Annotated in this window: 23 protein-coding genes, 1 tRNA gene and 1 pseudogene; 5 read left to right on the forward strand and 20 right to left on the reverse strand. The window is 45.1% G+C overall.

Going from position 1 to position 22,737, the window contains the following annotated elements; all coding sequences use genetic code 11:
- The first annotated feature begins 34 nt into the window (after window positions 1-34).
- Window positions 35-1,273 carry an acyltransferase family protein gene (locus Q337_RS17115; protein WP_169733749.1) on the forward strand — a complete coding sequence of 413 codons (1,239 nt, stop codon included), beginning with the start codon at window positions 35-37 and terminating at the stop codon, window positions 1,271-1,273.
- A 30-nt stretch (window positions 1,274-1,303) separates the two neighbouring features.
- Here the strand turns inward: Q337_RS17115 and Q337_RS0107730 are convergent, their stop codons facing one another.
- The 3 genes from Q337_RS0107730 to Q337_RS0107745 form a co-directional block, all read right to left on the reverse strand.
- Window positions 1,304-2,281, reverse strand: coding sequence for a TerC family protein (locus tag Q337_RS0107730; RefSeq protein ID WP_026471112.1), 978 nt, complete (start codon window positions 2,279-2,281; stop codon window positions 1,304-1,306).
- Between the two features lie 391 nt (window positions 2,282-2,672).
- Complete coding sequence (locus Q337_RS0107740) at window positions 2,673-3,728, reverse strand: DUF475 domain-containing protein (protein WP_026471113.1); 1,056 nt, start codon at window positions 3,726-3,728, stop codon at window positions 2,673-2,675.
- A gap of 163 nt (window positions 3,729-3,891) precedes the next feature.
- Window positions 3,892-5,106 (reverse strand): NADH:flavin oxidoreductase/NADH oxidase family protein, encoded by a 1,215-nt coding sequence (locus Q337_RS0107745; protein ID WP_051526740.1) that lies wholly within the window; start codon window positions 5,104-5,106, stop codon window positions 3,892-3,894.
- A gap of 330 nt (window positions 5,107-5,436) precedes the next feature.
- Between Q337_RS0107745 and Q337_RS17120 the strand changes: the two genes are divergently transcribed.
- Together Q337_RS17120 and Q337_RS0107755 are read left to right on the forward strand one after the other, a co-directional pair.
- The gene (locus Q337_RS17120) at window positions 5,437-6,834 is read left to right on the forward strand and encodes an amino acid permease (RefSeq protein ID WP_051526658.1); all 1,398 of its coding nucleotides are present in this window, start codon (window positions 5,437-5,439) and stop codon (window positions 6,832-6,834) included.
- A gap of 94 nt (window positions 6,835-6,928) precedes the next feature.
- Window positions 6,929-7,001 (forward strand) — tRNA-Arg (locus Q337_RS0107755).
- A gap of 48 nt (window positions 7,002-7,049) precedes the next feature.
- Here the strand turns inward: Q337_RS0107755 and Q337_RS0107760 are convergent.
- From Q337_RS0107760 to Q337_RS0107770, 3 genes are read right to left on the reverse strand one after another with little or no spacing between them, the layout of a single operon-like run.
- A complete protein-coding gene (locus tag Q337_RS0107760; protein ID WP_026471115.1) occupies window positions 7,050-7,496 on the reverse strand; it encodes a hypothetical protein in 447 nt (148 codons plus the stop codon).
- A gap of 14 nt (window positions 7,497-7,510) precedes the next feature.
- Window positions 7,511-7,888, reverse strand: coding sequence for a hypothetical protein (locus Q337_RS18335; RefSeq protein ID WP_156935734.1), 378 nt, complete (start codon window positions 7,886-7,888; stop codon window positions 7,511-7,513).
- Window positions 7,889-7,898: 10 nt separating this feature from the next.
- Window positions 7,899-8,333 (reverse strand): hypothetical protein, encoded by a 435-nt coding sequence (locus Q337_RS0107770; protein ID WP_026471116.1) that lies wholly within the window; start codon window positions 8,331-8,333, stop codon window positions 7,899-7,901.
- A 234-nt stretch (window positions 8,334-8,567) separates the two neighbouring features.
- Between Q337_RS0107770 and Q337_RS0107775 the strand changes: the two genes are divergently transcribed.
- Window positions 8,568-10,286, forward strand: coding sequence for a proline--tRNA ligase (locus Q337_RS0107775; protein ID WP_026471117.1), 1,719 nt, complete (start codon window positions 8,568-8,570; stop codon window positions 10,284-10,286).
- A gap of 120 nt (window positions 10,287-10,406) precedes the next feature.
- On the opposite strand, the gene Q337_RS0107780 is transcribed toward Q337_RS0107775, so the two are convergent.
- The 12 genes from Q337_RS0107780 to Q337_RS0107835 form a co-directional block, all read right to left on the reverse strand.
- Window positions 10,407-11,858 (reverse strand): PepSY-associated TM helix domain-containing protein, encoded by a 1,452-nt coding sequence (locus tag Q337_RS0107780; protein WP_026471118.1) that lies wholly within the window; start codon window positions 11,856-11,858, stop codon window positions 10,407-10,409.
- Between the two features lie 70 nt (window positions 11,859-11,928).
- Window positions 11,929-14,043, reverse strand: a complete 2,115-nt coding sequence (locus Q337_RS17130; protein ID WP_084494754.1) for a TonB-dependent receptor family protein — start codon at window positions 14,041-14,043, stop codon at window positions 11,929-11,931.
- A 79-nt stretch (window positions 14,044-14,122) separates the two neighbouring features.
- Complete coding sequence (locus Q337_RS0107790; protein ID WP_026471119.1) at window positions 14,123-14,674, reverse strand: hypothetical protein; 552 nt, start codon at window positions 14,672-14,674, stop codon at window positions 14,123-14,125.
- 602 nt (window positions 14,675-15,276) lie between these two features.
- Window positions 15,277-16,434 carry an Arm DNA-binding domain-containing protein gene (locus tag Q337_RS0107795; protein WP_026471120.1) on the reverse strand — a complete coding sequence of 386 codons (1,158 nt, stop codon included), beginning with the start codon at window positions 16,432-16,434 and terminating at the stop codon, window positions 15,277-15,279.
- An 85-nt stretch (window positions 16,435-16,519) separates the two neighbouring features.
- The gene (locus tag Q337_RS0107800; RefSeq protein WP_026471121.1) at window positions 16,520-16,780 is read right to left on the reverse strand and encodes a hypothetical protein; all 261 of its coding nucleotides are present in this window, start codon (window positions 16,778-16,780) and stop codon (window positions 16,520-16,522) included.
- The gene (locus tag Q337_RS0107805; RefSeq protein WP_026471122.1) at window positions 16,777-17,208 is read right to left on the reverse strand and encodes a DUF2528 family protein; all 432 of its coding nucleotides are present in this window, start codon (window positions 17,206-17,208) and stop codon (window positions 16,777-16,779) included. Before Q337_RS0107805 ends, Q337_RS0107800 begins: the two co-directional genes overlap by 4 nt.
- A gap of 62 nt (window positions 17,209-17,270) precedes the next feature.
- Window positions 17,271-17,591, reverse strand: a complete 321-nt coding sequence (locus Q337_RS0107810) for a hypothetical protein (protein WP_051526660.1) — start codon at window positions 17,589-17,591, stop codon at window positions 17,271-17,273.
- Complete coding sequence (locus tag Q337_RS0107815; protein ID WP_026471124.1) at window positions 17,588-17,824, reverse strand: hypothetical protein; 237 nt, start codon at window positions 17,822-17,824, stop codon at window positions 17,588-17,590. Before Q337_RS0107815 ends, Q337_RS0107810 begins: the two co-directional genes overlap by 4 nt.
- 22 nt (window positions 17,825-17,846) lie before the next feature.
- Window positions 17,847-20,540, reverse strand: coding sequence for a toprim domain-containing protein (locus Q337_RS0107820; RefSeq protein WP_026471125.1), 2,694 nt, complete (start codon window positions 20,538-20,540; stop codon window positions 17,847-17,849).
- Window positions 20,541-20,560: 20 nt separating this feature from the next.
- Window positions 20,561-20,743 carry a hypothetical protein gene (locus Q337_RS0107825; protein ID WP_026471126.1) on the reverse strand — a complete coding sequence of 61 codons (183 nt, stop codon included), beginning with the start codon at window positions 20,741-20,743 and terminating at the stop codon, window positions 20,561-20,563.
- The gene (locus Q337_RS0107830; RefSeq protein WP_034279256.1) at window positions 20,725-20,988 is read right to left on the reverse strand and encodes a hypothetical protein; all 264 of its coding nucleotides are present in this window, start codon (window positions 20,986-20,988) and stop codon (window positions 20,725-20,727) included. Before Q337_RS0107830 ends, Q337_RS0107825 begins: the two co-directional genes overlap by 19 nt.
- A gap of 9 nt (window positions 20,989-20,997) precedes the next feature.
- Window positions 20,998-21,204, reverse strand: coding sequence for a hypothetical protein (locus Q337_RS0107835; protein WP_026471128.1), 207 nt, complete (start codon window positions 21,202-21,204; stop codon window positions 20,998-21,000).
- A gap of 81 nt (window positions 21,205-21,285) precedes the next feature.
- Here Q337_RS0107835 and Q337_RS17135 point away from each other — a divergent pair.
- Window positions 21,286-21,639: pseudogene (locus tag Q337_RS17135) on the forward strand (hypothetical protein); the annotation flags it as partial.
- 149 nt (window positions 21,640-21,788) lie between these two features.
- Here Q337_RS17135 and Q337_RS0107845 read toward each other — a convergent pair.
- Both Q337_RS0107845 and Q337_RS18815 read right to left on the reverse strand, forming a co-directional pair.
- A complete protein-coding gene (locus tag Q337_RS0107845) occupies window positions 21,789-22,370 on the reverse strand; it encodes a hypothetical protein (protein ID WP_026471129.1) in 582 nt (193 codons plus the stop codon).
- Entirely contained in the window at window positions 22,367-22,507 is a 141-nt protein-coding gene (locus tag Q337_RS18815; protein WP_156935735.1) for a hypothetical protein, read from the reverse strand. The genes Q337_RS0107845 and Q337_RS18815 overlap by 4 nt, the downstream gene beginning before the upstream one ends.
- Window positions 22,508-22,737: the final 230 nt, after the last annotated feature.

Raw genomic sequence — 22,737 nt, forward strand, 5'->3', positions numbered from 1 at the left:
ATGCGCTCAGCCACAAATGAGTGTTGAGTTTTACATGCTGCATAAAGTCGCCGCCGCAGAAGGAATCCGGGGTATCGCCTGCTTTATGGTGGTGTTTTCTCATTTATCATTGTCATTTTTCCCTTATCTGCATTCATTTGACCACTATCGCTTGCCTGCTCATTCCTTAGAGCTGGCCATTCACCATTCCCCGTTTGCATTTTTTTATTCAGGCACAGCAGCGGTTTATATTTTCTTTGTGCTGAGTGGCTATGTGCTGAGCTATGCCATTATGAATAGCCGGGATCCGCTGCAAAAAATCCAGTCCATGACGATTAAACGCTTTCCCCGCCTGATGCTGCCTGCGCTCGGGTCATGCTTACTGTTATGGCTAGCGTTTCATTATCTGCAGCCATCGGGTCAGGATATTTCCGAATGGATTGATGTGCTGGGTGAAGAAAATCCGGGGCCGTTAAGCAATGCCTTTTTTGATGGCGTGGTGCGTACTTTCTGGTATGGCTGGAGCCAGTATAACTGGGTGCTGTGGACCATGAAATTTGAACTGGTGGGATCGCTGCTGGTGTTTGCGCTGCTTTATACGCATTGCAAAAAAATCACATGGTCTATCGTACTGCCGCTCGTGCTGGTTGCCAGTTATCTGCTGCTTCGCATGATGCCTTTTCACCTGGCTGACTTGCTACAGGCATCCTGGCTGGATATTGTAGAAAATAATCTGGAAATGCTCAGCTTTTTATTGGGAATGCTGTGTTTCTTCAGGTTTCACCAGCTTGGCAATTTTACTGCGTTTGGCTTGCTGACACTTGGCCTGTACTGTGCCGGTGTGCATGATAACAGTCCGTCCTATGCATGGCTAAATCCATGGCTGGATCACCGCACCTATAATATTCTTAACTTCATGGCTGGGCCGCTGGTCGTTGCAGCCATACTCATGAATGAAAAACTGGCCAGCCTGTTTTCCACACGGATACCGGTTTATTTAGGGAAAATTTCCTTTGCAGCTTATCTCAACCACTTATTGCTGATCTATGTGGTTGGTCTGCCCTTGTTTAATTATTTGCATCACGCTAGCCACCTGAGCTATGCCGCCAATGCCCTGCTCACTTGTGCAGTGGTAATTGCAGCAACCATTATTTTTTCTGAACTGTATTACCGCTGGGTGGATCAAAATGCCATGCGTTTTTCAGCATGGCTCGCCAACATTCGCTTTAAATTACCGAGCTTGGTCAACAGACTTTATGCTGCCTGTAGCAAGAAGCCCGGTTCATTGTCTTAGCATTTTCTGGTTTTTCAGTTTATCTTGGCATTAAACCTGCGCTTCTGGATTGTTTTTGGCATATTGCCATGACAACCATGCCGTAATGGCCAGCACCACGCCAATAAAGCCTAAAGACGCCGCAATGGGCACATGGTACACGTCCAGCAATAGCATCTTAATACCAATAAACGTCATGATCACGCCAAGGCCATATGGCAGGTAATGCATCTTGGCTGCTGCACCAGCCAGCAAAAAGAACATGGCACGCAGGCCCAGAATGGCCAGCAGATTGGCGCTTAACACAATAAATGGATCAGTTGTCACCGCAAAAATGGCCGGGATTGAATCCACCGCAAAAATCACATCGGAAAATTCAACCAGAATCAGCACCACAAACAGCGGCGTAGCCCAGAGCAGACCATTTTCCCGCACAAAAAACTTGCCCTCGCGCAGGGTTGGTGTAATACGCATGTGACCACGTAGCCACTTGAGCAGTTTCATGTTTTCGATATCGGCCTCATCGTCATGACTGCCTTTGAGGAACTTGATACCGGTGTACACCAGAAATGCGCCAAACACATACAGAATCCACGAAAATTCCTGAATCAGCCAGGCCCCGGCAAAGATAAAAATCGTGCGCAGGATAATTGCACCCAGCACGCCATATAACAGCACACGACGCTGCAATGCTGGCGGTACTGCAAAGGCTGCAAAGATCATCAGCCAGACAAACACGTTATCAATGGCCAGCGATTTTTCCAGCAAATAGCCGGTCACAAATTCAAGGGTTTTCTGATTGGCAATGGCAGTACCAACCTCGCCATTCAAATACCACCACAAGCCCCCTGCAAACAGGCCGGACACACCCACCCACGCGGCACTCCACAGCGCTGCCTGCCGGATAGGCACCGGTTGCTGATTTGATTCTGGGTCTTTTTGCTTAAAGCCTAGAAAGTCAACCAGTAGCATGACTGCCACAATTGCAAAGAAGATGGCATAAAGCCAGAAATTGCCAATGGATTCCACAATGATCCTCCAGTTTAGACAACAGGCCCTGCTTTTTAGGAATAAAAAAACCCTGACCTGCCGCCTGATCAATTAAGTCAAACAACATGAGTCAAGGTCTTGCCTATACTGTCAAACCGAAGCGCTTTTGCTCCAGTTGCAATATCCATCTACCGACTTTATGGCTGTGTACAACCTATAAAGTGTATTGACGATAGCTGGCGTGGGTGAGGCTACTCCCCTTGTGCAGCAAGTGCGTTCATTCACACCGTGCTGCAATAATCTGTAAAGGCATTTTGGCACAATCGCCTAAAGCCCGCAACTTAATGTCATCCACTAGCTTAAGCCAGTCTTTAAAACGATCAATTAAATCAACCATTAATTAATTTGCTGGGCCTTAACTTGCAGGACTTTAATTTGCAAGGTCGTGACTGGCCTTACGACGATGCACGATAGAAGCCCACAATGACCAGCCAATAAATGCCACACCAATCAGGCCAGTAAGCAGCTCTGGAATATGGAAGTGCATGGACATCAGCATAATAATGGCCAGCGCTCCAATCGCATAATGGGCGCCGTGTTCCAGATAAATAAACTCATCCAGTGTGCCTTTTTCTACCAGATAAATGGTCATGGAGCGCACAAACATGGCACCAATGGCAAGGCCCAGCATAATAATAACCACATCGCTGGTAATGGCAAATGCGCCAATCACGCCATCAAAACTAAAGGATGCATCCAGTACTTCCAGATAGATAAATCCGGCAATGCCACCACGCTGTACTGCTTTGCCAATATCAACACCATCTTCGGTGTCATGACTTTCACCTTCCAGAATACTGCTGAGCAAATCAACCGCCTGATAGACCACAATGCCCCAAATTCCTGCCAGAAACACTGCAAACTGCATGTTTTCTGGCACAATGCGCAGTGCAGCAATGAGTGTAAGCAAGGCAACCAGTGTGGCAGCCGTGCCAGAGCGCCCCAGAATGCTAAGCTTGGTTTCCAGCCAGTGATACCAGTGCACTTCTTTATCAGCATCAAACAGGAAATTTAAAAACACCAGCAACAGGAACATGCTACCAAATGCTGCAATTTCAGAATGATGTTCCATCAATTTGGCAGAGTAAGTCTTGGGGTCATTTAGTGCCAACTGGGCCACTTCAACCATGCCCATGTCCGCAGTTACCGCCACAATGACTAGCGGGAACACCAGCCGCATGCCAAACACGGCAATAATCATCCCCACTGTTAAAAACAGGGTTTTCCAGAACTGATCCCAGTGTTTCAAAATGGAAGCATTGACCACAGCATTGTCAAATGACAACGACACTTCCATCACAGCCAGAATGCCCACAATAGCGAGTGCCGAGAGCGCAGTGCTGACTGTTCCGTGTGACAGCCCCCACCAGAACGCTAGCCCCAGACAGACAAATGAAAAAATAAATGAAAAACGAAAATGTTGCATGCAAAATTCCAGACAAAGCTTGAAGCGTTAAATGGCAACTAAAGATTGCACGCAGAATAGCCGAAGCCTTTTGCAAAATGAAGTTATAAAAACAAAAACGGCACTTCAAGCGTACCGTTTTTATTGACTTAAGATTAAATTAAGTTTGGGCTATAGCAAGATATCAGGCACGCAAACGGGTACGGCGCTGCAAAACCGCCTTGATATTACCACGCGCATAATTGGCCAATACCAATAGCGGACTTAGGTTGGGCTTAGGTTTTTTGCCTTGTCCAATGGCCTTGAATTGCGCCGCATACCAGATCACTTCCATCACTGCCATTTTATCCAGCATGGGCACGCCAGTCTTAATTGGTTTAACCGCATAACGCACGCTGGCATTTCCGGCCAGCAAATGATCCGGTGCATCGGTTTCTACTGCCAGCGGACGGGCAATGCCAATAAAGTCACAGGCACCACTTTGCAGCGCACCATCCATCCCCTGACGGGTTCTAAAACCACCGGTGACCATGAGGGCGGTTTTTACTTCCTGACGGATTTTTTCGGCAAACTCAAGGAAATACGCCTCACGTTCCACTGTGCTTTGTTTAACCTGGCTTTGTTTCACTGCTTCACCACTTTTCTTGCGCTTGGCACCAGCCATGGCAGGCGCTTCATAGGTGCCACCGGAAATTTCAATAAAGTCGATGCCTTCTGCATCAATGGCACGGAACACGGCAATGGCATCTTCTTCAGTAAAGCCACCGCGCTGGAAATCTGCCGAGTTGAGTTTGACGCTCACAATAAAGTTGTCGCCAGTTTGCTTGCGCACCTCACGGTAAACTTCCAGCAAAAAGCGCATGCGGTTTTCAATACTGCCGCCCCATTGATCGGTGCGCTGGTTGGTTAAGGGTGATAAAAACTGGCTAATCAGATACCCATGCGCGCCATGCAATTGCACGCCTTCAAAACCTGCCTTTTTACAAATTCGGGCAGCATTGCCAAAGCGCTTGATAATGTCGTAAATCTCGGCTTCAGTTAAAGCGCGTGGCGTACCAAAAAAAGTAGACAGTGCCGGGCTAAACGGAATGGCCGAAGGCGCTACAGTTTCCTTATTCAGGCCTTTCGGGCACTGGCGGCCCGGATGTGACAGTTGCACCAGCTGGATCATGTTGTATTGCTTGCCAATATTGGCCCACTGGGTCAGGGCTGGCAGGTCATGTTCATCTTCAATAGCAACTACGCCGGGTTCATTCTTGGCGTTGATATCGACCATCACATTGCCAGTGATGGAACAGCCCAGCCCACCTTGCGCCCAGGTTTCATACAGTTTCAAATGCTTGTCATTTACCTCACCAGCCTTATTGGCCAGGCCTTCACTCATGGCGCCCTTGATCATACGGTTTTTAAAATTAAAGCCCTGTAGGCTATAGGTGCTGGCAATGGTGGTGCTATTGGTGACATTGTTGGTACTGGTACTCATCATGATCTCACTATTGTGTTAATGCCCGGCTGTCAGGTCTGGTTCAGGTTTATTCGTAGGTTGACTAGCTGGGTTTGATTGTAGAGCGTTTTTTATTTTTGACAATACTTCATGTCAAAACTATAGCGTCACGCTGATATCGCCTCTTCAAATACCCATCATGCAAAAGTGTACTGTTTAAGCGCCATCAATCCGTTTATCATAACCGGTTAATGACCTGCCTTTTTGTACACCTCAGGAATTCATGTGAGCAACTCCCCTGCACCACAGTTAAAACGTGGTTTAAAAAATCGTCATATCCAACTAATTGCCATGGGCGGTGCTATTGGCACTGGCCTGTTTCTGGGTTCCGCCGATGTGATTGCCTCGGCCGGGCCATCGGTGATTCTGGGCTATGCCATTGGTGGCCTGATTGCTTTTTTAATTATGCGCCAGCTGGGCGAGATGATTGTACATGAACCAGTGGCCGGGTCATTTAGCCATTTTGCCTATCAGTACTGGGGCAAGTTTCCGGGTTTTCTGGCTGGCTGGAACTACTGGATTTTGTATATTCTAGTAGCGATGGCCGAGCTGACTGCCGTAGGCAAATACATTAACTACTGGTGGCCACAAATTCCGTCGTGGCTGTCGATTTTGTTTTTTTACCTGATTATTACTGGCATTAATTTAACTAACGTGAAATTTTACGGCGAATCGGAATTCTGGCTTGCCATTATTAAAGTCGCGGCTGTGATTGCCATGATTGTGTTTGGCTGCTATTTGCTGCTCACCGCGCCTGCTGATTCAATCTCGCATATCAGTAACCTGTGGACACATGGCGGATTTTTCCCCAATGGCTTTGATGGCCTGTTTTACATGCTGGCGTTTATCATGTTTGCCTTTGGCGGTATTGAACTGATTGGTATGGCTGCTGCCGAAGCCGATGACCCGCAAAAGACCATTCCTAAGGCCATTAATCAGGTAGTGTACCGGGTACTGATTTTTTATATTGGTTCGCTGACGGTGCTGCTGTCTTTAGTGCCCTGGAACCAGCTGGAAATTGGCAGTCTGGATAAAAGTCCTTTTGTGATGATTTTTAGCCAGCTTGGCATTGGCTGGGCTGCCAACCTGCTGAATTTTATTATCTTAACAGCAGCGCTTTCAGTCTATAACAGCGGCATGTATGCCAATAGCCGTATGTTGTATGGTCTGGCAAAACAGGGCAATGCGCCCAAAATGTTTTTGAAAGTGAACCGTCAGGGTGTGCCAGTAACCGCTACCCTGCTGTCGGCTGTACTGATTTTTGGTTGTGTGCTACTCAATTATTTTGTACCGGAAAAAGCCTTAAGTCACCTGATGTACATTGTGATTGGTGCGCTGGTGCTCAACTGGGCCATGATTAGCCTGACGCACCTGAACTTCAGGAAATTTGTGCAGCGCAACAATATTGCTACCAGCTATCCGGCTCTATTTGCCCCGTTAAGCAACTGGCTATGTCTAGGCTTTGTGCTGTTAGTATTGTATATCATGTGGCAAAAGGGTTTTCAGGAATCGGTGATTATGATTCCGGTATGGATTGGCCTGATGTATGTGCTGTTTAGAACGCTGGGCTTAAATCAAAATTTGAATCAGCATTCAGAGCAGAATGATCAACCGCCATACTAAAATCTGGCCTAAATACGGCAAGATGGCTGAAAAAAGCTGAGTTTTATGGTTTAATTTCGCGCTTAGCATTTGCAAGTAACTAATGCTAATTAATACGCCCTTAGCTTAACTGGATAGAGCAGTTGCCTCCTAAGCGACCGACGTGGGTTCGAGTCCCGCAGGGCGTACTTCTTCTTAAAGAAATAAATAGCTATATATTAGAAAGTATCTTTAAATTAATCAGGTTTAACGCCAAAAAACATCTCCCCTTCAAAGGTAAAGCACAAACACCACGTATAGTTTGAACCTATAAAATAATGATGTTGTGGTATTTCCAGAATACGATTTAAACAACTCATCATTACCTCTACACTGCCGCTTATTGCAAAATCTGTAGCACTATCTCCTACCCATACGATCTCACCATTTAAATGGTATTTTTCGGACATTAGCCTAAAAAACTTAATAAAACTTTCTATCTCTAATTGCTTCGTTAAATTTTCTTCATAGCTTTTCTCAAATATTTTTAGTTTTTCCCAGTCAATTTGGTTGTGTTTTATCGGATAGTATTTTTCCAAGTTTGTACAATAAGATTCACTACTGGCTAATATATGCAACTCAGAAGAACAAATTTTCTTTTCTAAATCAACTAATAGGTTTTCTTCGAAATAATTTAAACTCATTCATTTCCTTTTTATCAAAAAATTATAGCTTTTATTGATACAAAAATTATTTTATATAAATTAATATTTTCTAAAGCATCCTTAATTGTTCCTGCTAATTTTGGAAAATTATTCGCCTTACACTTTAATGCATCAATTGCTTTTCTTTTATCCAAGCAACTATGATTTCTGGCAATGTGGCCTAAACATATTACTGCTATGGAGGCTATAGCCAAGACTTTATTTTCAAGAAAATTCATACAAATCCTTTGATTATACTGCCAATCGTTTTCACCATATAAAACCAATGCTAATAAAGCATTTATAACCTCTTTCTCATCTGTAGAGCCAAGCATTTGCGTTAAGTTTAATTCATCTACTTTAAAAATTTCTTGGTATAACAATACTTCCATTGGCTTATCCTTAAACCCCATATACTGAAATTCCATCAACTTGATCTTGTATATTTATTTCAAGAAATTTTATTACTATAGACAATAACTTTAAAATTTCACTTTTATACGATTCAAAATTTTCTACTACTTCTTTTGTGATGTCTTTGAACATTAAATGAATATGTTGAGCAGGTAAAAAAGACGCCTCTAATATCTTTCCCCTGAATTCTTGCAATCTTTCTTTAATTACTTTCATTTTTGCTAAATTCAAATAAGTAGTGCCCCAATGTGCATAAGGATGCTCGCCCTCGAACCAGAATCTTTTAATTAATGAAAAAGCCTCTTCGTGCATAACAATAGATTTTTCAAAATCAGGATTGGTCACTTCATCAAACGGTGCTATTTGAAAGAATGATCCTATTTGAAAACCATCTTTCTCTTTAACTGTAAAATCTACTTTCATAATATTTACTCAATACTTGTTAATTTAAATACATCTATGGGCATACATGATAATGCGTTTCTATTTAGCCTAACATTTTTCTACTCAGCAGATGAGTCTTCATCAAAAAAGCGTTAAAATGCACGCATACGATGCCGACGGCATACAAAAAATACGCCCTTTATGCGTTGGACTTTTCATCCAGCATCCCAAGCGTTTAACTCAGTTTTGACTTCATTTATTTAGGATATATCCATGCGCGCCAGCCGCTTAATGTTTGCTACTTTACGCGAAACTCCCGGTGATGCCGAGGTAATCTCGCACCAGCTCATGCTCCGTGCAGGCATGATTCGTAAACTGGCTACCGGTCTGTACACGTGGCTGCCGCTGGGTGTGCGCGTGCTAAATAAAGTAACGGCCATTATTCGTGAAGAAATGAATAAAAGCGCCATGGAAGTGCTGATGCCAGTGACCCAGCCGATTGAGCTATGGGAAGAATCTGGTCGTGCGCAGGCTTATGGCCCGGAACTGCTGCGCTTCCGTGATCGCCATGACCGCCCGTTTGTGCTTGGCCCAACCCATGAAGAAGTCATTACTGACCTGGCCCGTCAGGAACTAAAAAGCTACAAGCAATTGCCAGTGAATTTTTATCAGGTGCAAACCAAATTCCGTGATGAAATCCGCCCGCGTTTTGGTGTCATGCGTTCGCGCGAATTTATCATGAAAGATGCTTATTCGTTTCATGCCAATCAAGCGTCACTGGAAGAAACCTATCAGGGCATGTATGACACTTATCATGCCATTTTCAACAGATTGGGCCTGAATTTCCGTGCAGTGCAGGCCGATACAGGTTCGATTGGCGGTAATGGTTCGCATGAGTTTCATGTACTGGCCGACAGCGGTGAAGATGACATTGCATTTTCTACAGAATCCGATTTTGCAGCCAATGTTGAAATGGCCGAAGCCGTAGTTACTGGCACACGTCCTGCCCCAACGCAGGCCATGCAGGTCGTCGATACCCCCAATGCGAAAACCATTGAGGAAGTGAGCAATTTCTTAAATGTAAGTCCAACCCAGACTGTTAAAACCTTACTGGTGCGTGGTGTAGCGGATGACACTAATCCCAACAGCAAGGGCAAATATGGTCTGGTTGCATTGGTACTGCGCGGCGACCATGAACTCAATGACATCAAGGCAGAAAAACTGGAACAGGTTGCCGCACCGCTAACCTTTGCCTCAGAAGATGAAGTCAAGGCACTGGGTCTGGAAGCTGGTTCCATCGGGCCACAAGGGTTAAGCATTCCTGTTATCGTAGACCGTGCCGCATCGATACTGGCCGATTTTGTGGCCGGGGCTAATCAGGCAGGCAAGCATGTGACTGGCCTGAACTGGGAGCGTGATGCACAAATTACCCAAGTGGCAGACATCCGCAACGTGGTGAATGGTGATCCTTCACCTGATGGTAAAGGCATCATTAACATCAAGCGCGGTATTGAAGTGGGCCATATTTTCCAGCTTGGCCAAAAATACTCTGAAGCCTTAAATTGCAAGGTGCTGGGTGAAGATGGCAAGCCATTTGTGGTGACCATGGGCTGCTATGGCATTGGCGTGACACGTGTGGTAGCCGCTGCCATTGAGCAAAATTTTGATGACAAGGGCATTATCTGGCCACAAAGCATTGCACCGTTTGCAGTGGCGATTGTGCCCATGAATCAGGCCAAATCGCCACGTGCTGTTGCCGCTGCCGAGGAACTGTATAACGAATTACTGTCCGCTGGCTTTGATGTGCTGCTGGATGATCGCAATGAACGTCCGGGTGTGAAGTTTTCTGATCTTGAACTGATTGGTATTCCGCATCGTATTGTGGTGTCCGAACGTGGTCTGGATGCAGGCACGTTTGAATACAAGGGCCGTCGTGATAGTGATGCACGTGAACTCAGCAAGGATGAATTATTGGCGGTATTAGAAGGTTAATATCTGCCGGATTTTTACCAGCTTAATCCTGCTTTTAACCAAAACTAAAAAGCGGGATGATTGATTACGCAGCGATTCATGCCTGTTTTCTATAGTTAATAGAAAACAGGCATTTTATTTTTATCGGGTGCTAAACAATAACCTGTCTATTAGCCATACTACCAGTAGACTTACGCCCATTAACGGAAAGATAATTCCTAAGATTACTAGACCCACTTTCCAGCTCAGCATCGGTGGTGCTGTTTGCTCCCTTGCTGGTGCGCCTAATGAATGTGCTGGACGCCGCTTCCACCACATGATTGCGCCAGTCAGTGCCATTGCACCCAAGCCTACTGAAATCAGCGCACTAATAATCTGGTTGGCCAACCCAAAATAGCGCCCCATGTGTAGTGAGGTGCCATAAGACACGGCTTTTGAAATCGCACCATAATCGTTGTAGCGAATATCATGCAGTATCTTGCCGCTATACTGGTCAATGTACAAGGTACGTTCCTGCTTGGGATCAGCCGGAAAATAGGTCGCCACATACACTCCATCAGGCGTTGCAGGCAGTGTCAGCGTGTAGTCAGTCATAAGGCCTACTGCAGCGAGCTTGGCAATCACCTGACTGATGGGAACCGGCTGATTTGCTAAGGGAGTTGCTGCCGAATTCGGCACAGGAAGCTGGCCAACTGCCCAAGGCAGCTGTGCTACAGGCAGTTGATCCATCACCATGCCGGACATCGATGCATCATCATGGTGATGGGATGCGCTATGTGATGGTGTGCTTATTTCCTGAACACCTGACTGACCTGACTTTAAGGGTAAATCACCCCAGACTCCCGGTGGCGCACCCAGACTGGTCATACCCACCAGGGCCTGAAAGTTTTTACCCCAAAACCCTGTCCAAGGTAGTCCGGTCAGGATAAATGCAATACCGCCAATTGCGAGCCATATTCCCATGGATGCATGCAGGCTTTTCCAGAATGGCCGTCCCTCTAGTGAAAACTGTGGCCAGAATCCTGTGCGATTTGTATTGCGATTTTCCGGCTGCCTAAGAGGCCACCACAGGGCAATCCCTGTACCAATCATCACCAGTGTCCAGCAGGCAGCAAGTTCCATTAACAGCTCACCGGGCTTACCCAGTAGCAGCTTGCGATGCAGCATCCGGGTGGTTTGCATAAACCGGTCAGACACACTTAAGCTGCCCAGTACCTTGGCGGTGTATGGATTGACATAAACACTGTGCTCGCCGCCATCTGGAAAACGAAAGATAAATTCGCTACTCCGGTCAGCACTATTATTCACAGGAATGGACACAGGGATACTTCCCGCAGGTGCCGCTTGCTGTGCTGCTACAAGTAACTGATTGGCATCAAGCCGGGCGGTCGTTTGCGGCTGTACAATCAGTAAATGCGGATATAACAATAGTTCAAGCTGTGGCTTAAAGCAATATAAGGTGCCGCTAACAGCCAGCACCATCAGCAATGGCATAACAAACAGGCCTGCATAAAAATGCCAGCGCCATAGTGTTCTGTAGGACGCCTGGCTACTATCTATATTCATTGGGGGCTGCTGTAGCGTGGTGGACATTGAGTGCTCCTGTTCGGAACAGCTACCCGGCTAATCGTGCAACCAGGTAACTGCCTTACTGATCTTGGTCTTACCACTTAAACCGGACACCGCTATAAACCGCGCGTCCAGCTCCCGGATTAAATAAAGCAGCAGTGGCATCAGCAGTTCCGGCAATGGCCACATTGGCAATATAGCGCTTATCTGACAAGTTGCGCCCTTCTACATAAGCCGACCAGTTTGCATTAGCAGCTTCGTAACCGGCTTTTAAATTCAGTAGCGTATAGTGATCCACCATCACCTGATTGGCATTATCCGCAAAATAGCCTTTTGGCACCCATTCTGTATTGGGGCCAGCATAAAAACCGCCAGGATGCTTATAAAGCAGTTCAGCGCGGATAAAATGTGGTGGAACACCCGGCAACTCATTATCGCCGTAGGTAGAATCACCATCAAAAAAGAAATCATTATAGGTATAAGCCAGATTACACCAGAGCCGGTCACCCTGCTTCATCAGTGAATCCAGCACAGGCATATTTAGCGCAGCCTCAATGCCCTGATGCACCGTGCGATCTGCATTCACTACACTGCATAGGCTATAAGGCGAAGTGGTAATACATTGCAATTCCTTTTTAAGTTGCGCCTGGTAAATGCTGGCTTCCCATGACAGATTCGCCAGCTTGCCACGCGTACCCATTTCATACGTGGTGGCAGTCTGGGCATCCACATTGGTACTGGCAGGGCTAGTAAAAGAATTGGCATCAAAGGTCGGAATTTCAGCACTACGGGAAATATTGCCAAACACCTGCCAGTCAGGATTTATATCCCACAGCACGCCAACTTTTGGGCTCCACAAATCAAAATCTCTACTGCCAGACTGGTTGCCGTTGGACAGGAAACGGTCAGTACGCTTGCGTTCAGCATGCAAAAATTGTGTTCCAGCAATTAGTGCCAGATCAGGCTGAAGATAAAAGGAATTTTCAATATACGCCGAGGCATTTTCTGATTTATCCACATTGGAAGCGGCCAGTTCCCCTTTTACTGCACCGGGCAGGTTCTCATATTGCTTGTTATCAATTGTGCCATTATGCAGGTTAAGGCCAGTAACCAGTTCATTGCGAAAGCCCTTGATCAAGCGGTCATCTACTGCCCGGACAAAGCCACCCCGGTCCAGTACGGTATAATCCAGCCACTGATAAATCGGATGCATGACATGGCGCCTGACGCCAAACACGCCAAAATCCACTGTGGTTGGACCAAAGCGCATGGTGGTTTTATTGGCCAGACGCACCGAGTCAATATTACGCTGCTGGTCAACCAGTACAAAATACGGGTCGGCGCTTTCAGGATTATTCAATGCAGCATCTTTGGTTACTTCACCCGGCAAATGCTGACGTATACGGTTGGCATTTAGGTAAAAACGGGTTTCTGCATCCGGTGAAAACTGGTAACCCACATTGCCACTCAAGCGCTGCTGATCGCCATCACTGTGTTCCCGATAGCCGTCGAACTGCTGCCCTGAACCGGTAATAAAGTAATCATAAGGCCCATTAACCGCACCAGTGCTGGCCTGCGCTTTGATGTAGCCAAAACTGCCTGCATCGACACGACCATCAAATCGGGAAGCATTGTGGCCCGTTGGAGTCACATAATTAATAGCACCCCCCAATGAATTGGCACCATAACGCATGGCATTGGCGCCTTTAAATACTTCAACGTAACGGTAAGCGGTTGGATCAATTTCAAACAGGTCAACCAAGCCATCCGAGGTATTAATTGGAATTCCATCCATGGACATATTGATGCCACGGTTGCCATAGTTACGCGATAGCCCTGAACCGCGAATCGAGACCCGGGCATCATCGCCAAAGCGTGATTGGGCAAATACACCGGGTACCCAGCCCAGTACATCCTTAATGGTTTGTGCCGGGCCTGCCTTAAATACAATATCGGGGACAACCTCAACCGCGCCGGGAATGCGTTGGATATTGGCTATGGCTTGTGCTGTATTGGGGACAGTGAGCGTGCTGGTGATTGAAGGAGTTGCAGTGATAACAATACTCGGTAATGTCTGGATCGAATTATTTTTAGTTGTAGGCGTTGTATCGCTAATTGTGGCTGAATCATCTGCATACACTAATGGAGTAAACGCGGCAGCATACAGGCAGGCTACTGTTAAGGCAGACAAACGAAATTGATTGGTCATGGTTAGAACCCTGATAAAGCAAACTAACAGAGTGGCAAATCCAGCTAAAAAGCCAGCGCCCTGAAATTAAGATTGTGCTTTACAGGATAAAAGGTGGGGCATGCTTAAAAGGCAAGGCAAAGCTAATGTGAGGAATATAAAGCCGTTTTGTCCAGGTGTAGCACAGTGAACGTACCAGAGCAAACCAGCAAACCAGCAGGATCACAAGCAGCACAATTAAAGGAATGAGAATCCCACTATCTAGGCCATGTGAACACAGGGGACAGTGCTTCATAATTTTGGAGGCCAGGATAAATACTTCATGGGCATGCTGCGTATGAAAAGTATCACTGGCGGAGGCAGTCATGAATTGCTGTGTGGAAGCAGGCATTGGCATCTGATGCTGTATGAAGCCATCTGTTCTGGAATGCTCCGGTATTATAGATTGTTCCGGAGTACTATTTACATCGACACCAGAATACCCATTGCTAAACACTGCTGGCTGGCAATGGCTCGGAAAGGCAAACAATGCTGGCATCACCCCTACATGCACCAGAGTGGGTAGCAAAATATGCCATAGCAAACAGAATAAAGTGACTGCACCCAGTAAGGTACGCCGCTTTACAAGCTGTTGGCGAAAGGTCGGCATCATTGCTAGGGATTTCAGGCATAATGAAATATCGATCAAATTGTATCTGAAAGGCAAATGATGTGCAAAAGCTAATAAAAATGCTGTTGTTGGTATAAGTGTTAGCTAGAAAGTAAGAAACAGAATTGATCAGCGAAAGCTGGCAAATAGATAATAAAAATAATCGTCTTTTTATTCTTTAGAATTTAGAAAAGTAAATGGGGTGGCTAATGGGACTCGAACCCAAGACATAAAAGACTAAAACAATATATAAAACACTTGCTTAGGTAATAATAAAAGCTAGTTTATGGCTTATATGGGAATAGCCTATCAAAAACGGCCTTGAGTGATGAAAAAGATGAATGGGGTGGCTGATGGGGTTCGAACCCAAAATTATTCGCCCCTAAAGTCCATATAAATTATTGAGTTATATAGATATCTTTTTAAAATTTACTTTATATGGGAATTAAACAGCTCATAAATGCTTATTTATCTATCGGTGATAAATTTGGTTGGCTAAAATTTATGGCCATATTTGTTTTTATATAATAATTGGCTTTAATTGCTTTTATTTGATAATAAAAATGCCTGAATAAATCAGCACTCAATCAATAAATATAAAAATACTAGGTATTAATGTAATTGTTAATTTTGCTTAAATAGTCTGGTGCATCTTCAGCAATTAACTTGCCATAGTGTTTATAAATCATTGTAGTGTCTGTATGACCCAGCTGGTCAGCAATCCATTCTGGCGGTACACGGCCGCTGGTGAGCAGCTGGCTGGCAAAGGTGTGTCTGCCCTGGTTAATTCCACGCATTCTCACTTTTGCCTTACGCAAGTGCTTATTCCAGCGATAGCGTAATTCGTGGTATTCAAAATTGGTGGATTGTTCCTGGTTAATCCATACAAACCGTACCTTTTCAACTTTATAGGTTTGGTTATCGCGCTGTAGCACGCGGATCGTCTGGCTCCTACGGTTACTGGTGATCTTATACTGCCTTCTCAATGCGTCCAGTGCTGGCTGCAGCAGCTTAATTTCACGGTTACGTCGACGATTTTTGGTGACGCGGAAAATTCCTTTCACATATGATCGGCTGATCTGGATGGTGCCTTTATCCAGGTCTATATCTTCCCAAGCAACGGGAATTTGCTCAGAGATTGATAGGCCTGTCCAGAATAAGCAAGGCAACAAGTTTTCAATATCCAGATCCGTCTGTGTATCCAGGATTGTATTAATTTCTGCCTTGGTAAATGGATCTGGCTCTGGCGTGTCCAGCTGCTGGATAGTGATCGTTTCAAAAGGGTTATAAGCAATCTTTTGTTCGTTGCGCCAGATAGTATGAATTGATGCCAGGCGTGTAACCACTTCTCGCACTGTTTTGGCATTAAGCGACTGTTTAAGTTCAAAAATCCATTTTTTGATGCTGTTGGTATCTATATCTTTAGGATGAACTTTACCCCACCGTGGTAATACATGCGTGTGCACTTGGCTTTTATAGGCATCAAAGGTACTGGGTGAAACTTCTTTGATGATGACATCTTTCCATATTGTTGCAAAATAGCTGATCTGGTTCTTTTCAATATGTTTTGAATTAGGAAAATGCTTGGCCAAGTTGAATTGGCCAAGCTCAATTTCCAGTTTAATGAGTTCTGATAATTTCCGGGCTTTATCAATATTTTCCGGTGTAGCTGACCAACTTAAAGTTTCTTTAATTTGCTCGGAACCTTCGGGCTTCATCCAGATCCGGATGCTATTGCCACGAACTTCTAAACCTGCTGACATAATATTCCTGAATGTGTTTAATTTGCTTAATTTTAAAAAAACACGCCTCATCATAGAGGCGCATGCAAGGTGTGTTTGGGTGATTTTAATGAGGATGCCGGATTAACCGGATATAGCGGTTGGTTGGCCGACGCTCAATACAGCCCTGATTCCAATACGGTAAAAGCAGCTTTGCTACTTCGTCCCTACTGCATTGCAAACCCTGTTCAATACGGGCATACAGTCTTTTGACATTTATCCAAGTTGGGATAATTTTCTGCTTAAGCCGTTGTTGCTCAGATATTTCCATTTCATGCAACATGGCTACTGCATAAGCTTGAATCTCAACCGGGCTAGCTCCAATCATGATTCAGCTTCCATTATTGGTATGACAACGAAATCGTCATCTTCAATGCAATCTGAATAGTCAATATCAACTATCTCAAAAGCAGCTGGATCAAAACCTTCTTGATTAAATACAGAATTAATCCCATATCTATGAGCAGTACTGGGAGTACCAATATAATCATTGCCATCCCTGCAAACAGCTAAAACTAAAGGCCCTATTAGTTTTAGAACGGCTTTAACAATATCACCCTGACTGGCTCTAAGTCGGTCGTCATGACCTGACCAGAAATTATTAAGCTCATGCAATTCAGCATCATCACACTTAACCAGTATGGTAAATTCCAAAAAGAAATCACCCATATTGTTACAGCTGACTTTAAATTTCCTAACGAGTGTAGGCAGTTGGCTTTGGTGTTCTAGATTAACTACAGTAGAATCGTTTTGCATTTTGCGTCTCCAACGTGAATGTGACACAGGCAGAAGTGGCCGCTTCTGTCTGTGTGCTTGGTTTAACGGTCTTTCACTGGTAAGTAGTGAATCGGATCAATTTCAATATCTTTAAATGTGTCGTTATCCATTACGGCCAGATCTGCAAGGCAGCACTGGGACACATAAAAATGTTCAAACAGTTCTGTACCCTCGCCTGTTTCCATATTGATGCTCTGTGAATACACGTGCTTATAGAAATGGGCTTGAGTGCAATTACCGCATTGGGTGCAATAAAACAGCTGATTGCCTTGCAACTCTGGAATAGTGAATAAAGCCTTTTCAGACTTCAGCTGGGTGAAAAAGGGACTGTCAAAATCAGGATCAATAGCATGTACATTCATTTCTTATTGTCCTGAATAAATTCTTCTACTTTTTCACCAGTCTTTTCCCATACCTTGATGAAGTCAGCCAAAGTTATATTTGGTGACTTAATTTCAACTTGGTCACTGTCAGCACGTTTGACTTGGAATTGCATCTTGATTGAAGAAAGATCAACGTCTTCATTCTCAATGATTTTAAGTAATGAACGATTTATCATTCTGGAAATTTCCAGATACATTGCTATAGCTTCCATAGCTCTCTCCTAAAAATGGGAATTAATCCCTGTTGGCCACCGGCTTTTCAAAGATCCAGCAGCGGGTTGATTTGCGGGTGATGCGACTTGACACCATCCGGTTAGTTTCAATAAAGCGGTAATGCTGGCTGTGCCGCAGGGCATCCTGTAATTCCTGCATTGGCGGCAGCTGGTAGTGCAGATCTGAAGCGACCTTGTACAACTGGGGAAAGTTGATGGCGATCAGTGTGGATTTGGAGTGGTGATTCACCACTGATTCTTCAGTCAGTGACTTATGACCTTCGATTTGCTCAAAGGTGTCCCAGAAGTTTTGAACAATGACAGAATCGGATTTGAGCACTTTGTCACGGCTAATGGCCATATTCACCAGTTCGCCCCTAACCTGATCCTGGATCTCTGCAGGCACAGTGATAAGGTGCTGGCACATGGCATCAAACAGGGCCATCAGCTGGGCATGGTTATGCACTACCCGGCTGGACTGAATATTTAAGCTTTCCTGGTGCAGCTGGTTGTCATAATGATTTAGCTGCAGGCTATAGGTGTGCAGAACTTCTTTTTCTTTTTGCAGACATTCCAGAATAAACTGGCTCACATCTTCCAGCTCATACTTTGATAAACGGCGTGAAGCAACCAGGGTTTCTTTGGTCAGTTGATCCTTCTTAAAACCAACATGAACGATACGGCCCATCACCGCTTCAGATGCCATCACTTCCGCGTTCTGGCTGATAATGACAGTGCCCATAAACGGTGGCTCATACGTTTCATTGCCGCCATTTTTTATGCCCTGTGCACCAAGCGAACCACCGTCATACAAAGTTTTAATAGTGTCCCAGTTGAACTGGCGTGATGCGTTCTCGCCCTGGCGATCTGATTCAATCAGTAACACTGGCAAATTGGATACTTGCCGAAAGGTACGTGTTAAACCGGCCTTACTGGTTTTGTTAGGATCTAAGCCTTCATAGTTGGCCCGGCCAAACAGTTTCCATAAGAACTGGATCAGGGTGGTTTTACCCGTACCAGGTTCACCAACAATTTCAACGAATGGAAAAGACTTGTGCATGTGACGGATCTGCTGGGCATACAGGCTGCCAAAAAATGCAGTCAATGCCAGTAGGCCTTTCACCTGGAATGCACCAATAAAGTCATTTACCCAGGCTTTTTTATAATCTGCGAGCTGGGTGTTAATACTTAACTGGAATGGTGCACGGCTTTTTAAATTGATCTTGCGTGGCAATTCAAAATATTGCTCATTATTGATTTTGAACTGTTTGCCATTCTGATACGCGATATCACCCAATACATAGGTTTTTAGCTCATTGTGATAGCCCACGTAATTGATAAGCTGAACCCGTTTAATATCGGTAATCCAGTGTTCCAGCAATTTATCCAGCTGGCCACCTGATCCGGTGTATACCACGCCCGGAGCGATGGCCAACAGGCGTTTTTTAAACTCTGATGCGGCCGCCAGTTGCGAACCGGTAAAGGTATTTTGTACAGCCGGTGCATTACGCGGAAAATCAATATTGAAGAAATACCAGGCTTCATCGGTTTCATCGCTGTACTGGTAGTACAAAGCGGTAGGCTTGCAGTTAACAATCTTGGTAACGGTATTGCTATTTTTTAGCGCATTGTCACGGGCTTCCAGCTCTGCTTTTTCCTTCTCGGCTTCCAGCCAGTCTTCATTGTCCAGATCTGCCAGTTTTAAAGCATCGTTGTACTTGTCCATGTCCAGCTTAAACCAGTAAAGCTGATTCATAAAATCAAATGGAAAGCTGTTATTCCCATGCCGGTTGTAAATTAGCAGGGCTTTTTCAACCGGCTTTTGGGCAGTCAGTAAATTGCCGTAATAACGGTAGTTTTCAAGATCATGGAAGCCTAATTTTTCGGCTTTATATAAGTCATTCCAATCAACTTTAGTACGGCCAGATGGTGGCTGGGCTGCAAAACAGGTGAAACCGGCTTCAGTGGCTTTCCTGATATTTTTTTCAATACCGGCTTTGCCAGATGGATCGGCATCAAATGCCCATACCAGTGTTGGTAGGGTCTTATTGGCTTCCCGGCACTTGGTGGCAATCTGTTCTAAGAAAATAGAGGGATAATTATTACTGGATAAGGCTGAAAAACTGGTAATGCCAGATAACCACAGGGCGATGGTGTCAAAAATCCCTTCAGTGATCCAGATTTCCTTGCTATCTAAATAATTAGTGTTGGGTGTTAGCCAGGCATGGCCACTGGATGACCATTGCCACTTGAATGTGGTTTTCTGCAGTACACCTTTATCATCCAGAATGCGCTGCCACCAGCCTTCATTGCCAGCTTCATCTGTAATGGGAAAACGAACAGTGACTGAACCGACGTTTAATTCAGAGTTTTTATAATATTCCTGGGTATATAAGCCTTTTAGCTTATCCAGTGGAAATCCCCTGCCTTCGCACAGGTAAGCATCAACCGTTGCGGTCGGGTTTTCCTGAGTTGGCTTAAAGCGTTTTTCCCAGTTCTCAAATAGATCGGGGTACAAATCACGTAGATAAAACTGTTCGCCACAATGGTTGGTTCTAGGGCAGAACAATACCCAAGGGGCTTGTGCATGGGTCCATAGTTCTTTTTTATGGCAGCTGGGGCAAATACCACCACGCAAATGAGTGGCACTTTTCCTTTTAAACTGGAAGTCACGATCCAGTCGCACGAGTGCATCATTTAATGTTTCTGGGTACATAGAATACTTCTAGTTAAAAGTTACAACGAATGCCGGAGGTTAGTTTGAATTTCACGTCCTGCCAGCTGCAGCAGTTTTTCCTGCAGTCGCTGCTTGAGCAAAAATTCAATCGTTTCTTCCACGCTGGCAAGCCCCAAAAACAGTTGTACTTCCTGTACAACCTCTAATTCCTGATCGCTTAGGTCTATTGGTTTTGCTGGCATACTTCGCCGCTCCGCGAAAGGTGAGCAGTCGCGCCTTTGTTTAAAAATTTATCAAGGCTAAAGTCCGGCTCGATGTCATCAGCCAGCAGGATAGCCAGTGCCTGCTTCATCAGCATTTGGCGCATGATGACACCGGCTTGAATGCCAGTAATGTTGGCAGCGGCTTCAAATATCTTTGTTTCATCATCGGTCAGATTGATATTGAAGCGGTTGTCACGCTTTTGTTTTCTGATACGCAATGACATGACCCGCTCCTAGTTCTGACTTTGGTTGGCATTTTGGCTGGCGAGCTTGCCGGCATAGTAAAACTTGGCAATAACGCTAGAACGGCTGGAATCAGTCTGCTCTGCAATTTCATCCAGAAATTTGAGTTCTTCCGCTGGAAGATACAGGGCGCAACGCTCACGACCACCTGAGATTTTGCGGGCGCGTGTCGATTTAGGTGAATTTGATGTGCTCATAAGGTAAACTCGGCCATAGTGATATGCTATAGCCCAATATAGCACAAATATTTACCCTTTCAATAGAAATAGGTGAAATTTATGTCTGATTCTTCAGATTCGAATATACATAGCGCCGAAAACATAGCGCATCGCTTTAATGATGAAGTCGCACGTAATGGCTTTAAGGCTAAAAGTTTGTCGCGTGATATTGGCGCGCATGAAAACACGCTGGGCAATTATGTTCGGGGCAAGGTGCCGGATCAGTGGGTGTATTTAGCCAGGCTGCATGAAAAAGGCATTGATATTCGTTATGTGCTGCTGGGCATTGACCCGGATTTTGCAGGGCTGACCAGTGAAGAAAGCCTGTTATTAAAAGCCTATCGGCAGATTAGTCCTGAAGGACAGGAAGCATTACTGGGTTTGGCCAAGGCCTATGCAAAAGATGGTGAAAAAAATGCAATGGTACAAAGTCAGTATATGGAACCGCTTGATTATGATTTTGATTTGCCAAGCATTAAAATAAAAACTGATGACGATGAAAAATCGTCTGCATAAAAAAACCGGCAACTGAAAACCAGCTGCCGGTGATACCACTGCCTAAACTAACTATCCAGCTTATGCTGCACTTTCTCTAGCTTTTGCTCAATGTCCAGCAGCTTATACACCAGGTCATTTAAATTATAGGTGACCTGCGGATTGTTGACTGCACTCTCCAGTGAGCTGCGCCAGATGCGGATGTTACCCAGTGCCATGTCCAGCAATAAACCTGTGTCGGGCTGTTGATTTGGATTGACTTGCATAGTTCTCCTGTTGTCCGTTGATATTGTTTGGGTGCTGGCAATCCTGTTTAACTGAAAACGCCAGCCTGCCACCGCCTCATCATACCAAATGGAACTTTTTACAACGCCCGTTCCATGAAAAATTGGATATTTTGCGTCAGCCAGTGACGCAGTAATGTCTTCGAGTGGTGGCAGGGCTGGCTGTTCTTCCTGCTGTAATAAGGCTCTGATTTGCTCATAGGAAATCACCAGAAAACCATGCTGGGTAGTATGGTTGATGTTATGCCCCTGCTGCACCAGATAATCTACCGCAGCAAACAGTTGTTTAAGCACTTTGCGGCTTTTCTTGCAGGTGGCCATGACACGATCGCCAATGGGAACGTAAGGAATGATGGAATCGTTCATTTGGCACCTGCCTTGATTTTTGCAATCAGTTTGGCAAGCGTGCTTTGAGGTATAGCAAAGTTGGATGCGGTTAAGCGGTTATAGCAGATAAGGTCGAATTGAGTGCTTGGACGTGCAGGTGCCTGACGTAACTTCATAGTCTTTTCTCGTGAATAAGTTTTAAGTTATCCACCACCTAACTTTCCTAGGGTTAGGGTGGCAGATCAGACAAGGCTAGGAAAACCGCTTCACGAGTCGCGGCCAGCCCGAAGGCTGCCCCATCTGATCCACCATAAAAGTATGACCAAACAGTTGGCAAAAAAATAGCCGCTGAAGCGACTGTGTTTTTGCGCTCGTGAAGTATATGCGAGTTTCCTAGGCTCGACAC

Source organism: Alkanindiges illinoisensis DSM 15370, assembly GCF_000619845.1.
GTDB lineage: Bacteria > Pseudomonadota > Gammaproteobacteria > Pseudomonadales > Moraxellaceae > Alkanindiges > Alkanindiges illinoisensis.